The 14,103-nt window shown below is 61.9% G+C and carries 14 protein-coding genes; 7 read left to right on the top strand and 7 right to left on the bottom strand.

Translation table 11 applies throughout. From position 1 onward, the window contains the following. The first annotated feature begins 180 nt into the window (after window positions 1–180). The 3 genes from CRO46_RS07590 to CRO46_RS07580 are packed head-to-tail and all read left to right on the top strand — an operon-like array spanning window position 181 to window position 3,079. A complete protein-coding gene (locus CRO46_RS07590) occupies window positions 181–969 on the top strand; it encodes a class I SAM-dependent methyltransferase (protein ID WP_097106686.1) in 789 nt (262 codons plus the stop codon). 59 nt (window positions 970–1,028) lie between these two features. After that, complete coding sequence (hisC, locus tag CRO46_RS07585) at window positions 1,029–2,129, top strand: histidinol-phosphate transaminase (RefSeq protein WP_097106684.1); 1,101 nt, start codon at window positions 1,029–1,031, stop codon at window positions 2,127–2,129. Between the two features lie 5 nt (window positions 2,130–2,134). Continuing rightward, window positions 2,135–3,079 carry a prephenate/arogenate dehydrogenase family protein gene (locus CRO46_RS07580; RefSeq protein ID WP_097106683.1) on the top strand — a complete coding sequence of 315 codons (945 nt, stop codon included), beginning with the start codon at window positions 2,135–2,137 and terminating at the stop codon, window positions 3,077–3,079. 2 nt (window positions 3,080–3,081) lie between these two features. On the opposite strand, the gene CRO46_RS07575 is transcribed toward CRO46_RS07580, so the two are convergent. Continuing rightward, window positions 3,082–4,080: a DUF2125 domain-containing protein gene (locus tag CRO46_RS07575; protein WP_179758989.1), complete on the bottom strand. Its 999-nt coding sequence runs from the start codon at window positions 4,078–4,080 to the stop codon at window positions 3,082–3,084. A 100-nt stretch (window positions 4,081–4,180) separates the two neighbouring features. On the opposite strand from CRO46_RS07575, the gene CRO46_RS07570 reads away from it, so the two are divergent. After that, window positions 4,181–4,699: a gamma-glutamylcyclotransferase gene (locus CRO46_RS07570; protein ID WP_097107610.1), complete on the top strand. Its 519-nt coding sequence runs from the start codon at window positions 4,181–4,183 to the stop codon at window positions 4,697–4,699. 15 nt (window positions 4,700–4,714) lie between these two features. Here CRO46_RS07570 and CRO46_RS07565 read toward each other — a convergent pair whose 3' ends face one another. From CRO46_RS07565 to ftsE, 4 genes are all read right to left on the bottom strand, one after another. Next, window positions 4,715–5,518: a lysophospholipid acyltransferase family protein gene (locus tag CRO46_RS07565; RefSeq protein ID WP_097106679.1), complete on the bottom strand. Its 804-nt coding sequence runs from the start codon at window positions 5,516–5,518 to the stop codon at window positions 4,715–4,717. Between the two features lie 104 nt (window positions 5,519–5,622). Beyond that, window positions 5,623–6,354, bottom strand: a complete 732-nt coding sequence (locus CRO46_RS07560; protein ID WP_244577817.1) for a YdcF family protein — start codon at window positions 6,352–6,354, stop codon at window positions 5,623–5,625. A gap of 63 nt (window positions 6,355–6,417) precedes the next feature. Next, window positions 6,418–7,425 carry a cell division protein FtsX gene (locus CRO46_RS07555; RefSeq protein WP_097106677.1) on the bottom strand — a complete coding sequence of 336 codons (1,008 nt, stop codon included), beginning with the start codon at window positions 7,423–7,425 and terminating at the stop codon, window positions 6,418–6,420. Then, entirely contained in the window at window positions 7,418–8,077 is a 660-nt protein-coding gene (gene ftsE, locus CRO46_RS07550) for a cell division ATP-binding protein FtsE (protein ID WP_097106675.1), read from the bottom strand. The genes CRO46_RS07555 and ftsE overlap by 8 nt, the downstream gene beginning before the upstream one ends. Window positions 8,078–8,278: 201 nt before the next feature. On the opposite strand from ftsE, the gene CRO46_RS07545 reads away from it, so the two are divergent. The 3 genes from CRO46_RS07545 to CRO46_RS07535 all read left to right on the top strand — a co-directional run bounded on the left by CRO46_RS07545 (window position 8,279) and on the right by CRO46_RS07535 (window position 10,086). Further along, entirely contained in the window at window positions 8,279–8,899 is a 621-nt protein-coding gene (locus CRO46_RS07545) for a hypothetical protein (protein WP_143438972.1), read from the top strand. A gap of 164 nt (window positions 8,900–9,063) precedes the next feature. Continuing rightward, window positions 9,064–9,606, top strand: coding sequence for a hypoxanthine phosphoribosyltransferase (hpt, locus tag CRO46_RS07540; protein WP_097106670.1), 543 nt, complete (start codon window positions 9,064–9,066; stop codon window positions 9,604–9,606). Window positions 9,607–9,717: 111 nt separating this feature from the next. Then, a complete protein-coding gene (locus CRO46_RS07535; protein WP_097106668.1) occupies window positions 9,718–10,086 on the top strand; it encodes a response regulator in 369 nt (122 codons plus the stop codon). An 11-nt stretch (window positions 10,087–10,097) separates the two neighbouring features. Here CRO46_RS07535 and CRO46_RS07530 read toward each other — a convergent pair whose 3' ends face one another. Together CRO46_RS07530 and lysA are read right to left on the bottom strand one after the other, a co-directional pair. Next, window positions 10,098–12,686 carry a TIGR02302 family protein gene (locus CRO46_RS07530; RefSeq protein WP_097106666.1) on the bottom strand — a complete coding sequence of 863 codons (2,589 nt, stop codon included), beginning with the start codon at window positions 12,684–12,686 and terminating at the stop codon, window positions 10,098–10,100. 141 nt (window positions 12,687–12,827) lie between these two features. After that, window positions 12,828–14,096 (bottom strand): diaminopimelate decarboxylase, encoded by a 1,269-nt coding sequence (gene lysA / locus CRO46_RS07525; RefSeq protein WP_097106664.1) that lies wholly within the window; start codon window positions 14,094–14,096, stop codon window positions 12,828–12,830. Window positions 14,097–14,103 lie beyond the last annotated feature (7 nt).

The following is a 14,103-nucleotide window of genomic DNA, read 5'->3' as shown; positions in this document are numbered from 1 at the left end:
CAATAATTGAATCAACCGGCAAAGCATAACTGGCAGACAGAGTTCCGTCACCTTTGGCGGCGACAAAAAGGCACCGGCCGGTTTGCAAACCGGCAAGACATTGCTTCGAAGATGGCTTTCCCCGGCGATACGGGTGTAAGCTTGCATCCAAGATCAGCCGTTACTTTCAGGTCCGCCGCCATGCATGCAGACATTGTTGATTTGAGACAGTTTTATCATTCCCGTCTAGGCGTGGTTGCCGAGCATTCGGTTGCCATGGCGTTGTCGTCGATCTGGGCGAACCTGCCGGGGGAACGGTTGATGGGGCTTGGCTATGCGACGCCTTATCTCGACCGGTTCCGCCCCGACACCGAAAGGACCTTCGCCTTCATGCCAGCGGGCCAGGGGGCGGTGAACTGGCCTGCAGGCGGACCTTCGGCCACGGCGCTGGTCTTCGACGAGGAATTGCCCTTGCCGGACGCGTCCCTCGATCGTGTCCTGATGGTGCACTCGCTGGAATTTGCCGAGAACCCGCGAGAAACCCTGAAGGAATTGTGGCGGGTGCTGGCGCCCGGCGGGCGGCTGGTGATTGTCGCGCCCAACCGGCGGGGCATGTGGGCCCGGTTCGAGCACACCCCCTTCGGGGCCGGACGCCCCTATTCCCGGGGACAGCTGGTGACGCTCCTGCGGGAAAGCAATTTCACACCTGGCGCTTTTGCCGAAGCGCTGTTCTTTCCACCCTCGAAACGCGGCGTGGTGTTGCGAATGCAGCAGGTTTTCGAGCGGTTGGGGCGGAGGCTCTGGCCGGTTTTTTCCGGTGTCATCATTGTCGAGGCGCAGAAGCGGCTCTATCAGGGTTTGCCTGTGGCCCAGCGCGCGTCGCGGCGGGTGTTTGTCCCGGTGCTCTCGCCGCAGACCTCTCGGGCCGTGCATCGGCAAGCCAAGGCCTCCGAGACGCCGGTGTCGGCAAAGCCGCTCTCGACAAGATAGCTGCAAAGGGCTATCCCGGCGGTTCCCGCCTTGGTTCATAGCTTGCAAGGATAGCCTCGATGAGCAGCTCAGACATGCCCCGCCCCAAACCCGGCGTTATGGATATCGCGCCCTATGTGCCGGGGCGTGAGACCGTTCATGGGGTGGCCAAGGTCTACAAGCTGTCCTCCAACGAATCCCCGCTCGGGCCGAGCCCGAAGGTTGCCGAAGCGATCGCGGCAAAGAATGCGAATCTGGCGATCTATCCGGACGGTTCCGCCCATGTGCTGCGCGAGGCAATAAGCCGCGCCCATGGGCTCAACCCGAACAACATCATGTGCGGCAACGGATCGGATGAACTGCTTGGCCTGTTGTGTCAGACCTATCTGGCACCTGGCGACGAGGGCTTGTTCACCGATCATGGTTTCCTTGTCTACAAGATCCAGATCGTGGCTGCCGGTGCGACCCCGGTTTCGGTTCCCGATACCGATGATCTGACTGCCGATGTCGACAAGATCCTGGGTGCGGTGAGCGAACGGACCAAGCTGGTGTTCCTGGCCAATCCGAACAATCCGACAGGCACCTATCTCCCGGTCAATGAAGTGCGGCGGCTGCATGCGGGCCTGCCGCGGCACGTGATCCTGGTGCTCGACGCGGCCTATGCCGAATATGTCCGGCGCAATGACTACGAGGCGGGTATCGAGCTGGTGTCAAGCAACAGCAATGTGGTGATGACGCGGACGTTTTCTAAGATCCACGGGCTTGCCGGCCTGAGGATTGGCTGGATGTATGCGCCGGAAGCCATCATTGATGCTTGCAACCGGGTGCGTGGACCATTCAATGTCAATGCGCTGGCAATAACCGCGGGCACTGCTGCCATTGCCGACCGCCAGCATGTCGAGCGCGCTGTCGAGCACAATGAAAAATGGCTCGGGCGTGTGGTCGAAGCGGTCGAGGCGATCGGCCTGTCGGTAACGCCGTCGGTCGGCAACTTCATTCTCATTCACTTCCCGACCACACCCGGCAAGACCGCCGCCGAAGCCGACGAGTATCTGGCCGCACGCGGCTATGTATTGCGCCGCGTGGCGGGCTACGGCCTGCCGGATGCGCTGAGAATGACAATCGGTAGCGAGGAAGCCAATCTCGGCGTTATCGACGCGCTGAAGACCTTTATGGCCTGAAGATCATGACAAAACCGCTGTTTGAGACCATCGCGCTGATCGGCATCGGCCTCATCGGTTCGTCCCTGGCGCGCGTGATCCGCGCCGAGGGGCTGGCCGGTCATGTCGCAATTGCCACGCGAAGTGAAGCAACGCTCGAGGCCGCACGGAAGCTCGGCTTGGGCGACAGCTATTTCAGCTCGAACGCAGAAGCCGTCGCCAATGCCGATCTGGTGATAGTCTCCGTCCCCGTGGGCGCTTCGGAAGCGGTGGCGCGTGAGATCGGACCCCATCTCAAGCCGGGCGCAATCGTGACTGATGTCGGCTCGACCAAGGCCTCGGTGGTGCGGCAGATGCAGCCGCACATGCCTGAGACGGTCCATTTCATTCCCGGGCACCCGATCGCCGGTACCGAGCAGAGCGGCCCGGAAGCAGGCTTTGCACAGCTGTTCAAAGGCCGCTGGTGCATTCTGACCCCGGCGGCAGATGTCGATGCACAGGCCGTCGATCGTCTCGCCGCATTCTGGGGGGCTTGCGGGTCGACGGTCGAACGGATGGATCCGGATCATCACGACATGGTTCTGGCGATCGTCTCGCACCTGCCGCACATCATCGCCTACAACATTGTCGGGACCGCAGATGACCTGGAGGCGGTGACCCAGTCGGAGGTGATCAAGTACTCTGCGTCGGGTTTCCGCGACTTCACCCGTCTGGCGGCCTCCGACCCGGTGATGTGGCGCGACGTCTGCCTTCACAACAAGGACGCGATCCTCGAGATGCTGGCGCGGTTTTCCGAGGACCTTTCATCGCTGCAACGGGCTATCCGCTGGGGCGACGGCGACAAGCTGTTCGATTTGTTTACCCGCACCCGCGGCATTCGCCGCTCCATCATCGAAGCCGGTCAGGACACCGATGCGCCGGACTTTGGACGAAATGCCGGCAAGGCGGACGTTCCCGGAGCAGCCGAATAATCTCAAAAGGCCGGCAGCTGGCCAAGCGGGATGAAGCCGAGTGAGACCTGATTGTTGTTGATCGTCAGGGGCAGGCTCACGGCGTCATCGCCGGGCCTGGTGTCGAGCGCTGCAATCGCCGGACCGAACTGCTTGAAGAGATCGGCGGTTTTCTGGTCAAGATCCGCTGCCCGCTCGGTGAAGCGCTGAAGATCGCTGATCGTCAGTTCGAGATCGCCTGAGATCCGGTTGCCGGCGTCGATCCGGACAGGGCCAGTCAGTTCGATTGAAGTGGTTTCATCAAAACCGATCTTCAAACTGTGCAGCACCGCGTCAAATGGGCCCTGGAGCGGAACGAAGGGGATTTCGAGAAGGCTTGACCGATCCGTCAGCGTGGCTTCGAGCACGAGGGTTCTGGCCGTCAGCCCGGCAATAAGATCACTGCGCAGATCCTCGGCATAGGTGGCGAGGTCGAGGTCTGGCCCGTTGCGCCGCGCGTGGGCGGTGATCTTTTCCGCTTGAAAGCCGAACCGCCCGGCCAGCCTGGCCCAGTCCATGTCGAAATTGATGTTACGCGCCTCGACTGAACCGCGTTCAAGCCCGTTGGTCGTCGCCCGCGCACTGGCCTTGAGCACTTGCCAGTCAGCGCGCAGCGAAAGGCCGGTGGAGCTGAGCACAAAGGGGCCGTCGATCTCGGCGACTGCATGTTGCGGGCGGTAAACCTGGGCCGCCGAGCGGAAGGCGCCGGCATTGGCGCTGATTCCCTCGGCCGCATTTTCATAGCTCAAGCTTTCGCAGAACACGCCGAAGCGGAACGGGTAACCGCGGACATCCGCGCTGATGCACTCGGCGCTGGCAGCGGGTCCGGCAAGTTGCGCCAGCCTTGCGGGCAGATCGGCCTCGACCTTGGCTGCGAAAGCGTACCAACCCGCCGTCCAGAGCACTCCGCCGGCAATGATTGCGCCTGCAAGCCACATAAATTTCCGTGATACAGAGGATGAGGCGTTGGTGGCTGAGGGCATTGCGTTCTCCATGTGCGGCCTGCAATAAGGGCCAGCATGCGAATAGGTGCGGGCTGGATCTACGAGGCTGGCTGCGTGCGCACGAAACATGGGCTGGGATATGGACGATTTTTGGGTGTTTGGCTACGGATCGCTGATGTGGCGGCCAGAATTCGAACATGAGGAAGCCCGGCAGGCGCAGCTGTTTGGCTATCACCGGGCGTTATGTGTTCGCTCCTTCGTTCACCGCGGCACGCCGGAGCGGCCAGGGCTGGTGCTGGGGCTTGACCGTGGCGGTTCGTGCCACGGAGTGGCGTTCAGGGTCCGGCCCGCAAACCGGGAAATGGTGACCGCCTATCTGCGCGAACGCGAACTCGTGACCAATGTGTATCTCGAGACAATCCGCAAGGTTCGGCTGGACGATGGCCGCGCTGTCCGCGCTCTGACCTATGTGGTTGACCGGACCCACGAGCAGTATGCCGGCGCCCTGTCGATCGAGGAGGCCTATATGCAAGTCTCGGGTGCTGTGGGCCAGTCAGGCCCGAATGAGGACTATGTGATCAACACGGTCGATCACCTCAAGACGCTGCGGATCAGCGACCATCATCTTGAAGCGATCGTGCAGCGGCTTGGCAGCTGATACCTTCACCGCCCGTCACTGAAGGCGGGGATCAGAGGGCAGCGCGCCAAGCTCGCGCAAGCGGCGCTTCGCATGTTCGCGCAATGGAATTTGCGGATTGGCCTCGACGGTCTCGACCAGGAGCTTGTCGCTGGCGGTTTCCATGACCTCGACGAGCTTCTCCATGAAGGCGTCAGGATCCATGCCAGGTGCGATCGGCGGCAAAACCCGCACCTTGAAATGGCCAGGAAAGCGCAGGAACTTGCGCCGCGGCCAGAACAGGCCCGGATGCATGACCACGGGGACCACCGGGACCTGAAGGTCACGATACAGCCGGGCAATGCCGTATTTGTAATCGGGCGGAGCGCCGGCCGGCCGACGCGTACCCTCGGGATAGATGATCAGCTGGCGGCCGCTGTCGATCTCGCGCTTGGTGCGCTCCAGCACCTCGGCCATGACTTTGCCGCGGGCGCCGCGATTGACCGGGATCATCTTCATCTTCGAGACGTACTGGCCGAAAAGCGGGATCCACATCAGTTCCCGTTTGAGGATGTAGACCGGATCGTCGAGCCAGGGCAGCAAAGCATAGGCATCCCAGAAGGACTGATGCTTGGGTGCGAAAATGTAGCCGCCCTCGGGGATATTTTCGAGACCTTCGATCTCGAATGTAGTCCCGGCAATCTTCGCCTGCAGCCAGTGGTTGGCGCGCACCCAATTCTTCGGCACGCTCCAGGCTTTCTTGCGTTCAGCAAGAAAGTAATAGGGCGAGAACACGATCATCCGGACGATCAGGTTGATGTAGAATGCGAGATTGAAAAGTATGGACCGAAGGGCAAGCATCGAAAATTCCGGATTAGCATCTGGCTCGTTCAACCTGTCAGACCGAGCCTTGCGTCCGGGTTACACCATCGAAGGTCGGCGGAAAACCTGCAGCGCGGGAAAAATCATTCAAGCCTGGCGGATATCGGCTCTCTGCCTGCAGCATCAGCACGCAACCCGCTGCCTGGCTTGGCGCCACTCCAGTAGCGCAGCCGGGCGAGCGAGTACTTGGCATATTCCATGAACAGCGTGCGCAAGGCGATCGGGTCGGACAGCCAGGTCTCGGTTTTCAGATCCGTGTGGGTGACAGGATAGGCCAGAAACGTGACGTCGGGGCTTGCCTGGGAGAGCTCCAGAAGGCTGCGCGGCATGTGGTAATTGTTGGTCACCACCAGAATGCGGTCATAGTTCCGCTGGCGTATCCAACCGGCGGTTTCATTGGCGTTGCCGATGGTATCGAGCGCTTCGTAACCGATGTCGACACAGCAGTCGAAAGTGGCCAGTTTGGTCCCGGTCGCGCGGCGCAAGGCGGCGCTGCTGGTGGATGGATTGACGCCCGAGATCAGCAACCGTTCGCCAACGCCCTCTTCCAGGAGCGCCAGGGCCTGATCGATTCGCTGATACCCGCCTGTGAGGACCACGATTGCGTCGACCTCGCTGGGAATGCCGGTTGCCTTCAATTCGGAGATCGTGTCGGTGAACCGGAAAAATCCCATTGCAATCAACGCCACCGCGACAATGGCTGCAACCGTGGCAATGCGCAGGCCATGGTCACCCACCCGCCGCAGACGATGCAACGCGCCCGTCTTGGCAGTCGCGGCCGGGGCCGGTTCAGATTGTGCGTTGTCCACGCTCATGATCCATGAATACCTTGAGATTCCGGCAAGGACCAGTCGGATTTGCGGCAAAAGCCGGGCAAGCTAACCTATTTCTGCGAGTGAGGGATCGGCGCGCTGACGGTCAATCTCGCGGATGGTGCGGATGACGGTCAGTCGGGTCGTTACGGCGGTCATCGCGGAGATGAGGATGACGATGCCGACGATACCGAAATAGCCCGCACCGCTCAGGGTGAAACGGCCGAACAGGGCTGTGACCTGATCGTTCAAGGCGGTTGCCATCGAATTGGATTGCCATGCGGCAAGCAGAAGAAAACCGAGCGCAGCTACGCTGCCGCCGGCAGCCGCACCCTTAAGGCCGATCAACAGAAAGCGCTTCTGGAACTCGGCGCCGATAAAGCTGGTTTCTGCGCCGACGAAATGCAGAACCTCGACGATGTGACGATTTCCGGCCATGACGCCGCGGGTGGCGAAGATGACCGTCAGCATGGTGGTGGCAAACATCAGCGTCAGGATGCCGACCCCGATGAGGACCGTGATCCGAGCCATCGAAATCAGGCGGTTGGCCCAGGCCCTGTGATCATCGAGCACCGCGGCAGGAACTGCCTCGGCAAGCTTCTGCCGGATGGCCGCAAAGTCCGGGGGGGCGGTCTCGTCGATGGTGACGATCACCAGCCGTGGCACCGGCAGTTCGTCCATGTCGAACCCTTCGCCGAGCCAAGGCTCCAGGAGCCGGGAGGTGGCGGCACGGTCGACAATGTCGGCACTCAGCGTGCCGGGGAAGGAAAGAGCGATGGTTCTGGCCTCCGAGAGCGCGGTCTCCATCTCAAGCCCGTCATCGGGCTTGATCTGGATGGTGATTTCGCGGGAGACATCGCTCTGCCAGGCTTCGGCCTTTTCCTGCACCATGGTAACCGCACCGAGGGTCAGCGCACAGAGAAATGACATGATGGCGATGACCACCATCAGAGCACGGCCGGAGACATTGACCGGCGGAACGATCGGCGCCATCGGGCGCAAGCTGACCAGGCGGTCCCGCTTCGGATCGGCGCGGCGCTTGCTGCGGTTTTGGTTGGTTGCGCGCTCAGTCATGGATGTCGAGCCGCCCTCCCGTCAGAATCATCCGGCGTGCATCGACCCGGTCCATCAGGGTCAGGTCGTGGGTTGCGATCACGACGGCGGTTCCGAGCCGGTTGAGTTCGGTAAACAGGTTCAGCAGGCGCCTTGCCATCGGCGGGTCGACGTTGCCGGTGGGCTCGTCGGCAAGCAGCACCTCGGGCTGATCGATCAAGGCGCGGGCGATGGCGACCCGCTGTTTCTCCCCGCCCGAGAGGACCGGAGGGAGCACGTTGATGCGCTCGCCAAGTCCGACCCATTTGAGCAGCTCGATCACGTCGGAGCGATAGCTTGCCTCATCCTTGCCGCGCACGCGCAACGGCAGGGCGACGTTTTCGTAGGTGGTCATGTGGTCAAGCAGCCGGAAATCCTGAAATACGATTCCGATGCGTCGGCGCAACAGGGGCAACTCCTCGCCGGGGATAACGGCAATGTCGCGGCCGAACATGCGAATCAGTCCACGTGTCGGTTTGAGCGACATGAAAAGAAGCCGCATTAACGTGGTCTTGCCTGCGCCGGAGGGGCCGGTGAGAAACTGGAACGATCCCTTGGGGATGTCGAAAGTGAGGTCACGAAGGACCTCGGGGCCCATCCCGTAACGCAAACCGACATTTTCGAAATGGATCAACAGTCACTTCCTGTCCTGGTGGTGGTTTTGCGCAGCGACCGTCCGCACACTCGCCGGGCATGGTTAATGCCGCGTTAATACGTCCGCCTTGCGGGCTGGTACACGCGGCTTGTTCGCCAAGCGTTAACCATTTTCATTTACGGATCGGTAAGAGATGTTTCAATGCCCCCGGGCAGCGCGGGGGCGGAAAAGGAGTGCATGATGGGCGTTTCACATCGCGCGGCACATGCCATTGAGCCGGGAACCGCTGACCTGCTGATGCCGGAGCGAACCAGGCAACCTCGGATAAAGCGTGTCCGCGATGTCGAGGACGCCAGTTTCGAAGCGATTTCCGCGCCTCGTGACCTGTTTTTGACACGCTCGAACACTGCTCGATCCGGCAATGTTTTCAAATCCCGACTGGTGCAGCCCGAAGCTGATGGTCCGGTGCCGCGCGATTTTGCGGTGAGAACGATGTCCCAGGGGGAGCGTCTCGATGTGTTCAGTCATGCGAAAGCCACGGTCCGGGTGGGCCGGACGATATCACAGGGGATGTTGCTTGCCTTCTTGATCTCAGCCATGGCGGCAGGGATTGCCTTCTGGCTGGCTGGCGGCCATGCGCTGATTGCGGAGGCCGGCAACCTGAAGCAGGGCCACAGGATCAGCACGACGGCTCAGGTGGTTGGAACCCCGGCTGCGGTTCTGCCCGATCCGGTGGTTACCTCGGCTGTTCCGCTGGAAACGCCACCGGCCTCGGCAGGTGGTTACACCGCGGCGCTGCCGCGCCCCGCCCGGATTGAGCGCGCGGGGTCTATCCTGATGATTCGGCCGGCCGGCAATTGAGCAACGGCCCGCTTTAACGGCGCCTTGTTGCCGTCGCAATTCTGTAAAACCTGATCGCCACCATGCCGCGGACCGGGGTTTGCAAGATCAAAGTGCTTCCAATTGCGAGCGAAGGGCTCTAGGAGTGGGCGCTCACACTAGACGGAATGTCCTGGAGAGCGCGAATGCCGGTTGTGCGCGGAAAAAACATCGAACCCCTGTTTACGCCGGATGTGATTGCGGCCCGCAATCGCGCCATGGCGAAAGAGATCGCCGCCAGCCCGAAAAAAGATCTGCTGGTGATTTCCATCCTCAAGGGATCGTTCATTTTTGCAGCCGATCTGATCCGTGCCCTGCACGATGCCGGGCTTGCGCCGGAGGTCGAGTTCATCACGCTGTCGAGCTATGGCCGTGGAACCACCAGCCAGGGCGTTAAGATCATCAAGGACATCGACAGCGACGTGAAGGGGCGTGATGTCCTGCTGATCGACGATATTCTCGAATCTGGCCGCACGCTGCGATTCGCCCGCGATCTGATGTATGAACGTGGTGCCAATCACGTGGATATTGCGGTGTTGCTCGACAAACGCTCCCGCCGCGAGGGCAATCTCGATGCCGACTATGTCGGTTTTGAATGCCCGGATTATTTCGTCGTCGGCTATGGAATGGACGTGGCCTACGCTTTCCGCGAGCTGCCGTTTGTCGGCGTGGTCAAGGGCGACGCTTGAGCCGGTTACGCGGCAGCGACCAGGTGACGGACGCTGTCAAAATGCGTAATGTGTTCATCTTGCGGCAAGATTTGCGTCCTAGTTTCCTCTCCTGAACAAGGGAAGAACACCATGGCAAAGATTCTGATCGCCGAAGACGAAGACTCGCTCAGGCGCTTTGTGGCGCGGGCGCTTGTCATGGATGGGCACGAAGTGGTCGAGGCGGGTGATGGCGCCGAGGCACTGGATTACCTTCTGGAGACCAGCTTCGATCTGCTTCTTTCCGATATCCGAATGCCGGTGATGGACGGGATTGCCCTTGCCACCGCCTCGGCGGAGAACAACCCGGCTATGCCGATCCTGCTGATGACCGGCTATGCCGAACAGCGCGAGCGGGCCGAGCCGCTGATGAAGATCGTGGTCGATGTGGTGCCGAAACCATTTACGCTGCCCGACATCCGGCAAGCGGTCGCAGAGGCGCTGACCCAGCAGGCGGCCTGAGGCTCCCAGTCCTACTGCAGGTCGAGCAGGCGCTCGAGATAGCGTTTCTCCAGCTCCGGCGAGAGTTGATCACCCAGCCGCTTGCGGATGGCGTCGAGGATCTCGCGGGCGCGCTGGATATCGATTTCGTCGGGAACCTTGACCCGGCTGCCGAAATCCGGACCGGTGGTTGCCCGCGGGCGGCCCAGCGGATCGCGGTCATCCGCCGCGCGGTTTCCGTTGCGGTCCGGTCCCTGGCCCTCGGCCTCACCCTGCTCATTGCCCATGGCCTGCATCATCTGGTTCATCATGTCCTCGGCGCCCTGCCTGAGCGCCTGCAGGGCTCGGCCCTGATCGTTGAGCGCCTGACCGGTTTCTCCACCTTGAAGGTTGCCCGCGGCATCGCCCATGGCCTCTCCGGCCTCGCCAAAACCTTCCGAGGGCTGAATGCCCATGCCTTCCAGGTCGCTCTGCAATTGACCGAGGGCATCGCGGAGCTGCTGCTGGCTGCGGCCGAGCGCGCCCAGCATGTCTTCGAGTGACTGCTGGCCTTCACCCTGCTGACCCTGGTCCTGCCCCTGGCCTGGATTCTGCTGACCCTGCTGCTGGCGGTCGCGGCCTTCGCCGGACTGGCTCTGGCGTTCCCGGTCGGCGCGCATGGTTTCATCCATCAGCTGCTGCTGCTCGCGCATCAATTCGCCGAGCTTGTCCATCTGCTGGCGCATCGGGCCGCCCTGCTGTTGCTGGCGCTGCTGCCTTCCGGCCTGCAGATTGTTCATCATCCGCTGCAGTTCCTGCAGCATCTGCTGGGCCTGATCGCGGGCGCCGGAACGAGCCAGGTTCTCAATCTGGTCGAGCATGTTGTCGAGGTCGCGCTGGCGCAGCATGTTCTGGGGCATCGCCTGCTGCTCCTGGTTCTGGCTGTTTGGCGCCTGCCGGGCCAGTTCGCGCATGTATTCCTGCATGGCCTGGCGGAGTTCATCCATCAAACGGGCGATTTCTTCGTCGCTGGCGCCGTTTTCCAGAGCTTCGGCAAGCGCATTCTGGGCATCGCGCAGGCGGCGCTCCGCAAGCGACAGGTTGCCGTCCTCCATCTGCAGGGCGACGCTCCACATGTAGTCGATGGCGTCACGCAGGTCGTCTTCCGTGCGGGAATAGACGAGCCGGCCGCGGATCGATTCAAGCAACAGGTAGTGGGTCAGGTTGGGAATGGTTTCTTCCGGCGCGATGGTCAGTGCTTCGTAAAGGTCAAACACACGGCCTATGTTGTTGGCATCGAGCGCCAGCACGCCGCGCTGTTCCACCACCGCGGCTGCGAGCGGCTCTGAAAAACGCCTGCCGGGAAGCACGGTTTCAACGGTTTCGCTGCGGCCCTGCTGTCCAGCGCCGTCTGTGGCGACCAGGGTGATGCGGACTTTCTGACCGGCCAGCGGGTGTTCGGTCAGATCATGGCTTGCCACCGCGCGGTTGTCCTCCGAAGAGCGGCGCGGCAGACGCAGGCGATATCTGGGCGGATCAAACAGCGGCCGGGCGTCAGGAGAAGGGTCGGCGGCCGGAACGATTTCGGCCTCGGCGCTGGCAAGGCCGTGATCGTCTGACAACGTGTAGTCGAGTTCCAGCGCACCATTGACGGCACGGCGCGGCGTGTCGGCGAAGCTGGCAACAGGCGGTTCGTCCGCAAGCAGGTTGATGGCGAAGGCAGCCTCGGACCGGCCGGCCATGATTTTCAGTTCGCCACCGGATTTCGGTGTGATCGTCCAGCTCGAAGCACCTGCCGGCAGGACCCGGTTTGCCGTGGCGGCATCAACCGGCTCGATCGGGACCAGTGACTGGCTGTCAGCGCCCCACAGAACCTGCGCGTCTTCGGCGCTGCCGCCGACGCGGACGGTGATCTGGCTGCCTTCGATGGCGTTGACCGGTTCTCCCGGCTCGCGTTCCAGCCCGGTGAGGAAGACGGGCGGCTGGTTGACATAGGATGGCGGCGTGATCCAGGCATCGATGCGGTATTCGGCAGGCTGGGTGCCGCTGTGGCTGACAAAGGCATCGGACGGTCTGCCGGACTGTCCGGAGAACGAGTAGCCAAAAGCCACGAACAGCAACAGAGCGATGGCGACACGGATGCCCCAGGGATCTCGCTCCGGCAGGCTCGAGCGAGGAATACCGGTCTCCAGCGTGCCGATCTTCTCGGCCATCCGGCGGCGATGTTCGAGCCAGAGTGCACGGGCGAAAGGGTCTTTCGCCGCGATGGTGTCGTCCTGGGTGGTGATGGCCTGGTTGGCGATGCGGTTCTGTGCTTCGAGACGCTCGTCAATCTCGCGGACGGTCGGTTGCCGGAACCCCATGAGAGGCCGGAGCGCTGCCAGAAAGCCGAGCCCGAAAAGACCGAGGCCTGCCAGACGAAGCCAGTCTGGCACGATCCGGAAAACCCCGAACCAGGAAAGGCTCAGAAAGATGGCTGCGACACCCAGAAGCGGGGCCGCGAGGGTGAGCATGCGACCGAGCGACAGGTTCAGACGCATGCGCAGACGGGCGAACGCCACGGACCGGGGCGCTCCCTTGCCGGGGCCCACGGAACCGGAGCCATCCGAGTGGTTTCGCGTGCTGTCGGCCTTGCCTGCCATCTTACGTTCCTTCAGCGTCGGAAAAGAAGATAGCAGTCTTTGCGGCCAAGGCGAGGCAATTGCCGAAAAAGTGAAGCGCCATTGTCACCCTCCGGGGATCTTGTCCCGGAAGTGGGCGCCGGTGGCTGCAAAGCCCGGTGCTCAATCGAGCCAGTCAGGCAGTGAATCAAGACCGATCAGATCGTCATAGGATGGGCGCGGGCGAACGACGTGAAACTGATTTTCATGCACCAGTACTTCGGGAACCAGCAGCCTGGTGTTGTAGGTTCCCGCCTGCACGGCCCCATAGGCCCCGGCCGAGCCGACAGCGATCAGGTCGCCAGACTTTAACGCCGACATCTCACGGTCCCTGGCCAAGTAATCGCCGCTTTCGCACACCGGGCCGACAATATCGGCGCGGATGCGGGGTGCGTTTGCGGCTGACAGCCTGACCGGGCGGATCTCGTGCCAGGCCTCGTAGAGCGTCGGCCGGATGAGATCGTTCATGGCGGTGTCGACGATGACGAAGGTCTTGTCGCCGCCATCCTTGATGTAGATGACTTCGGACACCAGCACGCCGGCATTGGCGACAATCAGGCGGCCCGGTTCGAGGATGACCTTGCAGCCGAGATCGCGCAGCCGCGCCTTGACCATCTGGCCATAGGCATCCGGATCGGGGGGTGTCGAATTGTCGTCGCGGTAGGGCACGCCAAGGCCGCCGCCGATGTCGAAATGGTCGATGGTGTGGCCGTCGGCGCGGAGCGTGCCGATCAGTTCGACCATCAGCTTGAGGGCGTCGTCAAAGGGTTGCAGATCAGTGATCTGGCTGCCGATATGCATGTCGATGCCGGTGACACGGACGCCTTCCAGGCTGGCCGCGTGTGCATAGACGGCCCGGGCGCGCTGCCAGGAAATGCCAAACTTGTCTTCCTTCTTGCCGGTCGAGATCTTGGCATGGGTCCTGGCGTCGACATCCGGGTTGATGCGGAAGGAGATCGGCGCCACCTTGCCCATGCTCAGGGCACGGGCATTGAGCAATTCGAGCTCGGGTTCGGATTCGATGTTGAAGCAGTAGATCCCAGCAGTCAGTGCAGCATCGATCTCGCGAATGGTCTTGCCGACGCCGGAAAACATGATCTTCGAGGCGGGAATGCCTGCAGCCAGCGCGCGGCGCAATTCTCCCTCCGAGACCACGTCGACACCAGAGCCCAGCTGCGCCAGGGTCTTCAGCACCGCCTGGTTGGAATTGGCCTTCATGGCGTAGCAGACCATCGAATCGATGTCTGAGAACGCGCAGGAAAACACCTTGTAGTGGCGGCTCAGTGTCGCGGTCGAATAGCAATAGAACGGGGTGCCGACCTGGGCTGCAATGTCGGGCAGGCTGACGCCTTCGGCATGCAGGATGCCATCGCGATATTCAAAGTGGTTCACTGGGCGT

Source organism: Parahoeflea halophila (assembly GCF_900220985.1).
GTDB classification, from domain to species: domain Bacteria; phylum Pseudomonadota; class Alphaproteobacteria; order Rhizobiales; family Rhizobiaceae; genus Hoeflea; species Hoeflea halophila.
Note: the sequence above shows the minus strand (reverse complement) of the source record. Positions and strands in the feature narration are given on the sequence as shown.

Bases quoted from the DNA above. Each gene is read 5' to 3' on its own strand.
- CRO46_RS07535 (WP_097106668.1), top strand. From the start codon at position 9,718: ATGGCAAAGATTCTGATCGCCGAAGACGAAGACTCGCTCAGGCGCTTT.
- CRO46_RS07560 (WP_244577817.1), bottom strand. From the start codon at position 6,354: ATGAGCGTGGACAACGCACAATCTGAACCGGCCCCGGCCGCGACTGCC.
- CRO46_RS07575 (WP_179758989.1), bottom strand. From the start codon at position 4,080: ATGCCCTCAGCCACCAACGCCTCATCCTCTGTATCACGGAAATTTATG.
- CRO46_RS07555 (WP_097106677.1), bottom strand. From the start codon at position 7,425: ATGACTGAGCGCGCAACCAACCAAAACCGCAGCAAGCGCCGCGCCGAT.
- CRO46_RS07590 (WP_097106686.1), top strand. From the start codon at position 181: ATGCATGCAGACATTGTTGATTTGAGACAGTTTTATCATTCCCGTCTA.
- hpt (WP_097106670.1), top strand. From the start codon at position 9,064: ATGCCGGTTGTGCGCGGAAAAAACATCGAACCCCTGTTTACGCCGGAT.
- CRO46_RS07580 (WP_097106683.1), top strand. From the start codon at position 2,135: ATGACAAAACCGCTGTTTGAGACCATCGCGCTGATCGGCATCGGCCTC.
- hisC (WP_097106684.1), top strand. From the start codon at position 1,029: ATGAGCAGCTCAGACATGCCCCGCCCCAAACCCGGCGTTATGGATATC.
- CRO46_RS07570 (WP_097107610.1), top strand. From the start codon at position 4,181: ATGGACGATTTTTGGGTGTTTGGCTACGGATCGCTGATGTGGCGGCCA.
- CRO46_RS07530 (WP_097106666.1), bottom strand. From the start codon at position 12,686: ATGGCAGGCAAGGCCGACAGCACGCGAAACCACTCGGATGGCTCCGGT.
- CRO46_RS07545 (WP_143438972.1), top strand. From the start codon at position 8,279: ATGGGCGTTTCACATCGCGCGGCACATGCCATTGAGCCGGGAACCGCT.
- CRO46_RS07565 (WP_097106679.1), bottom strand. From the start codon at position 5,518: ATGCTTGCCCTTCGGTCCATACTTTTCAATCTCGCATTCTACATCAAC.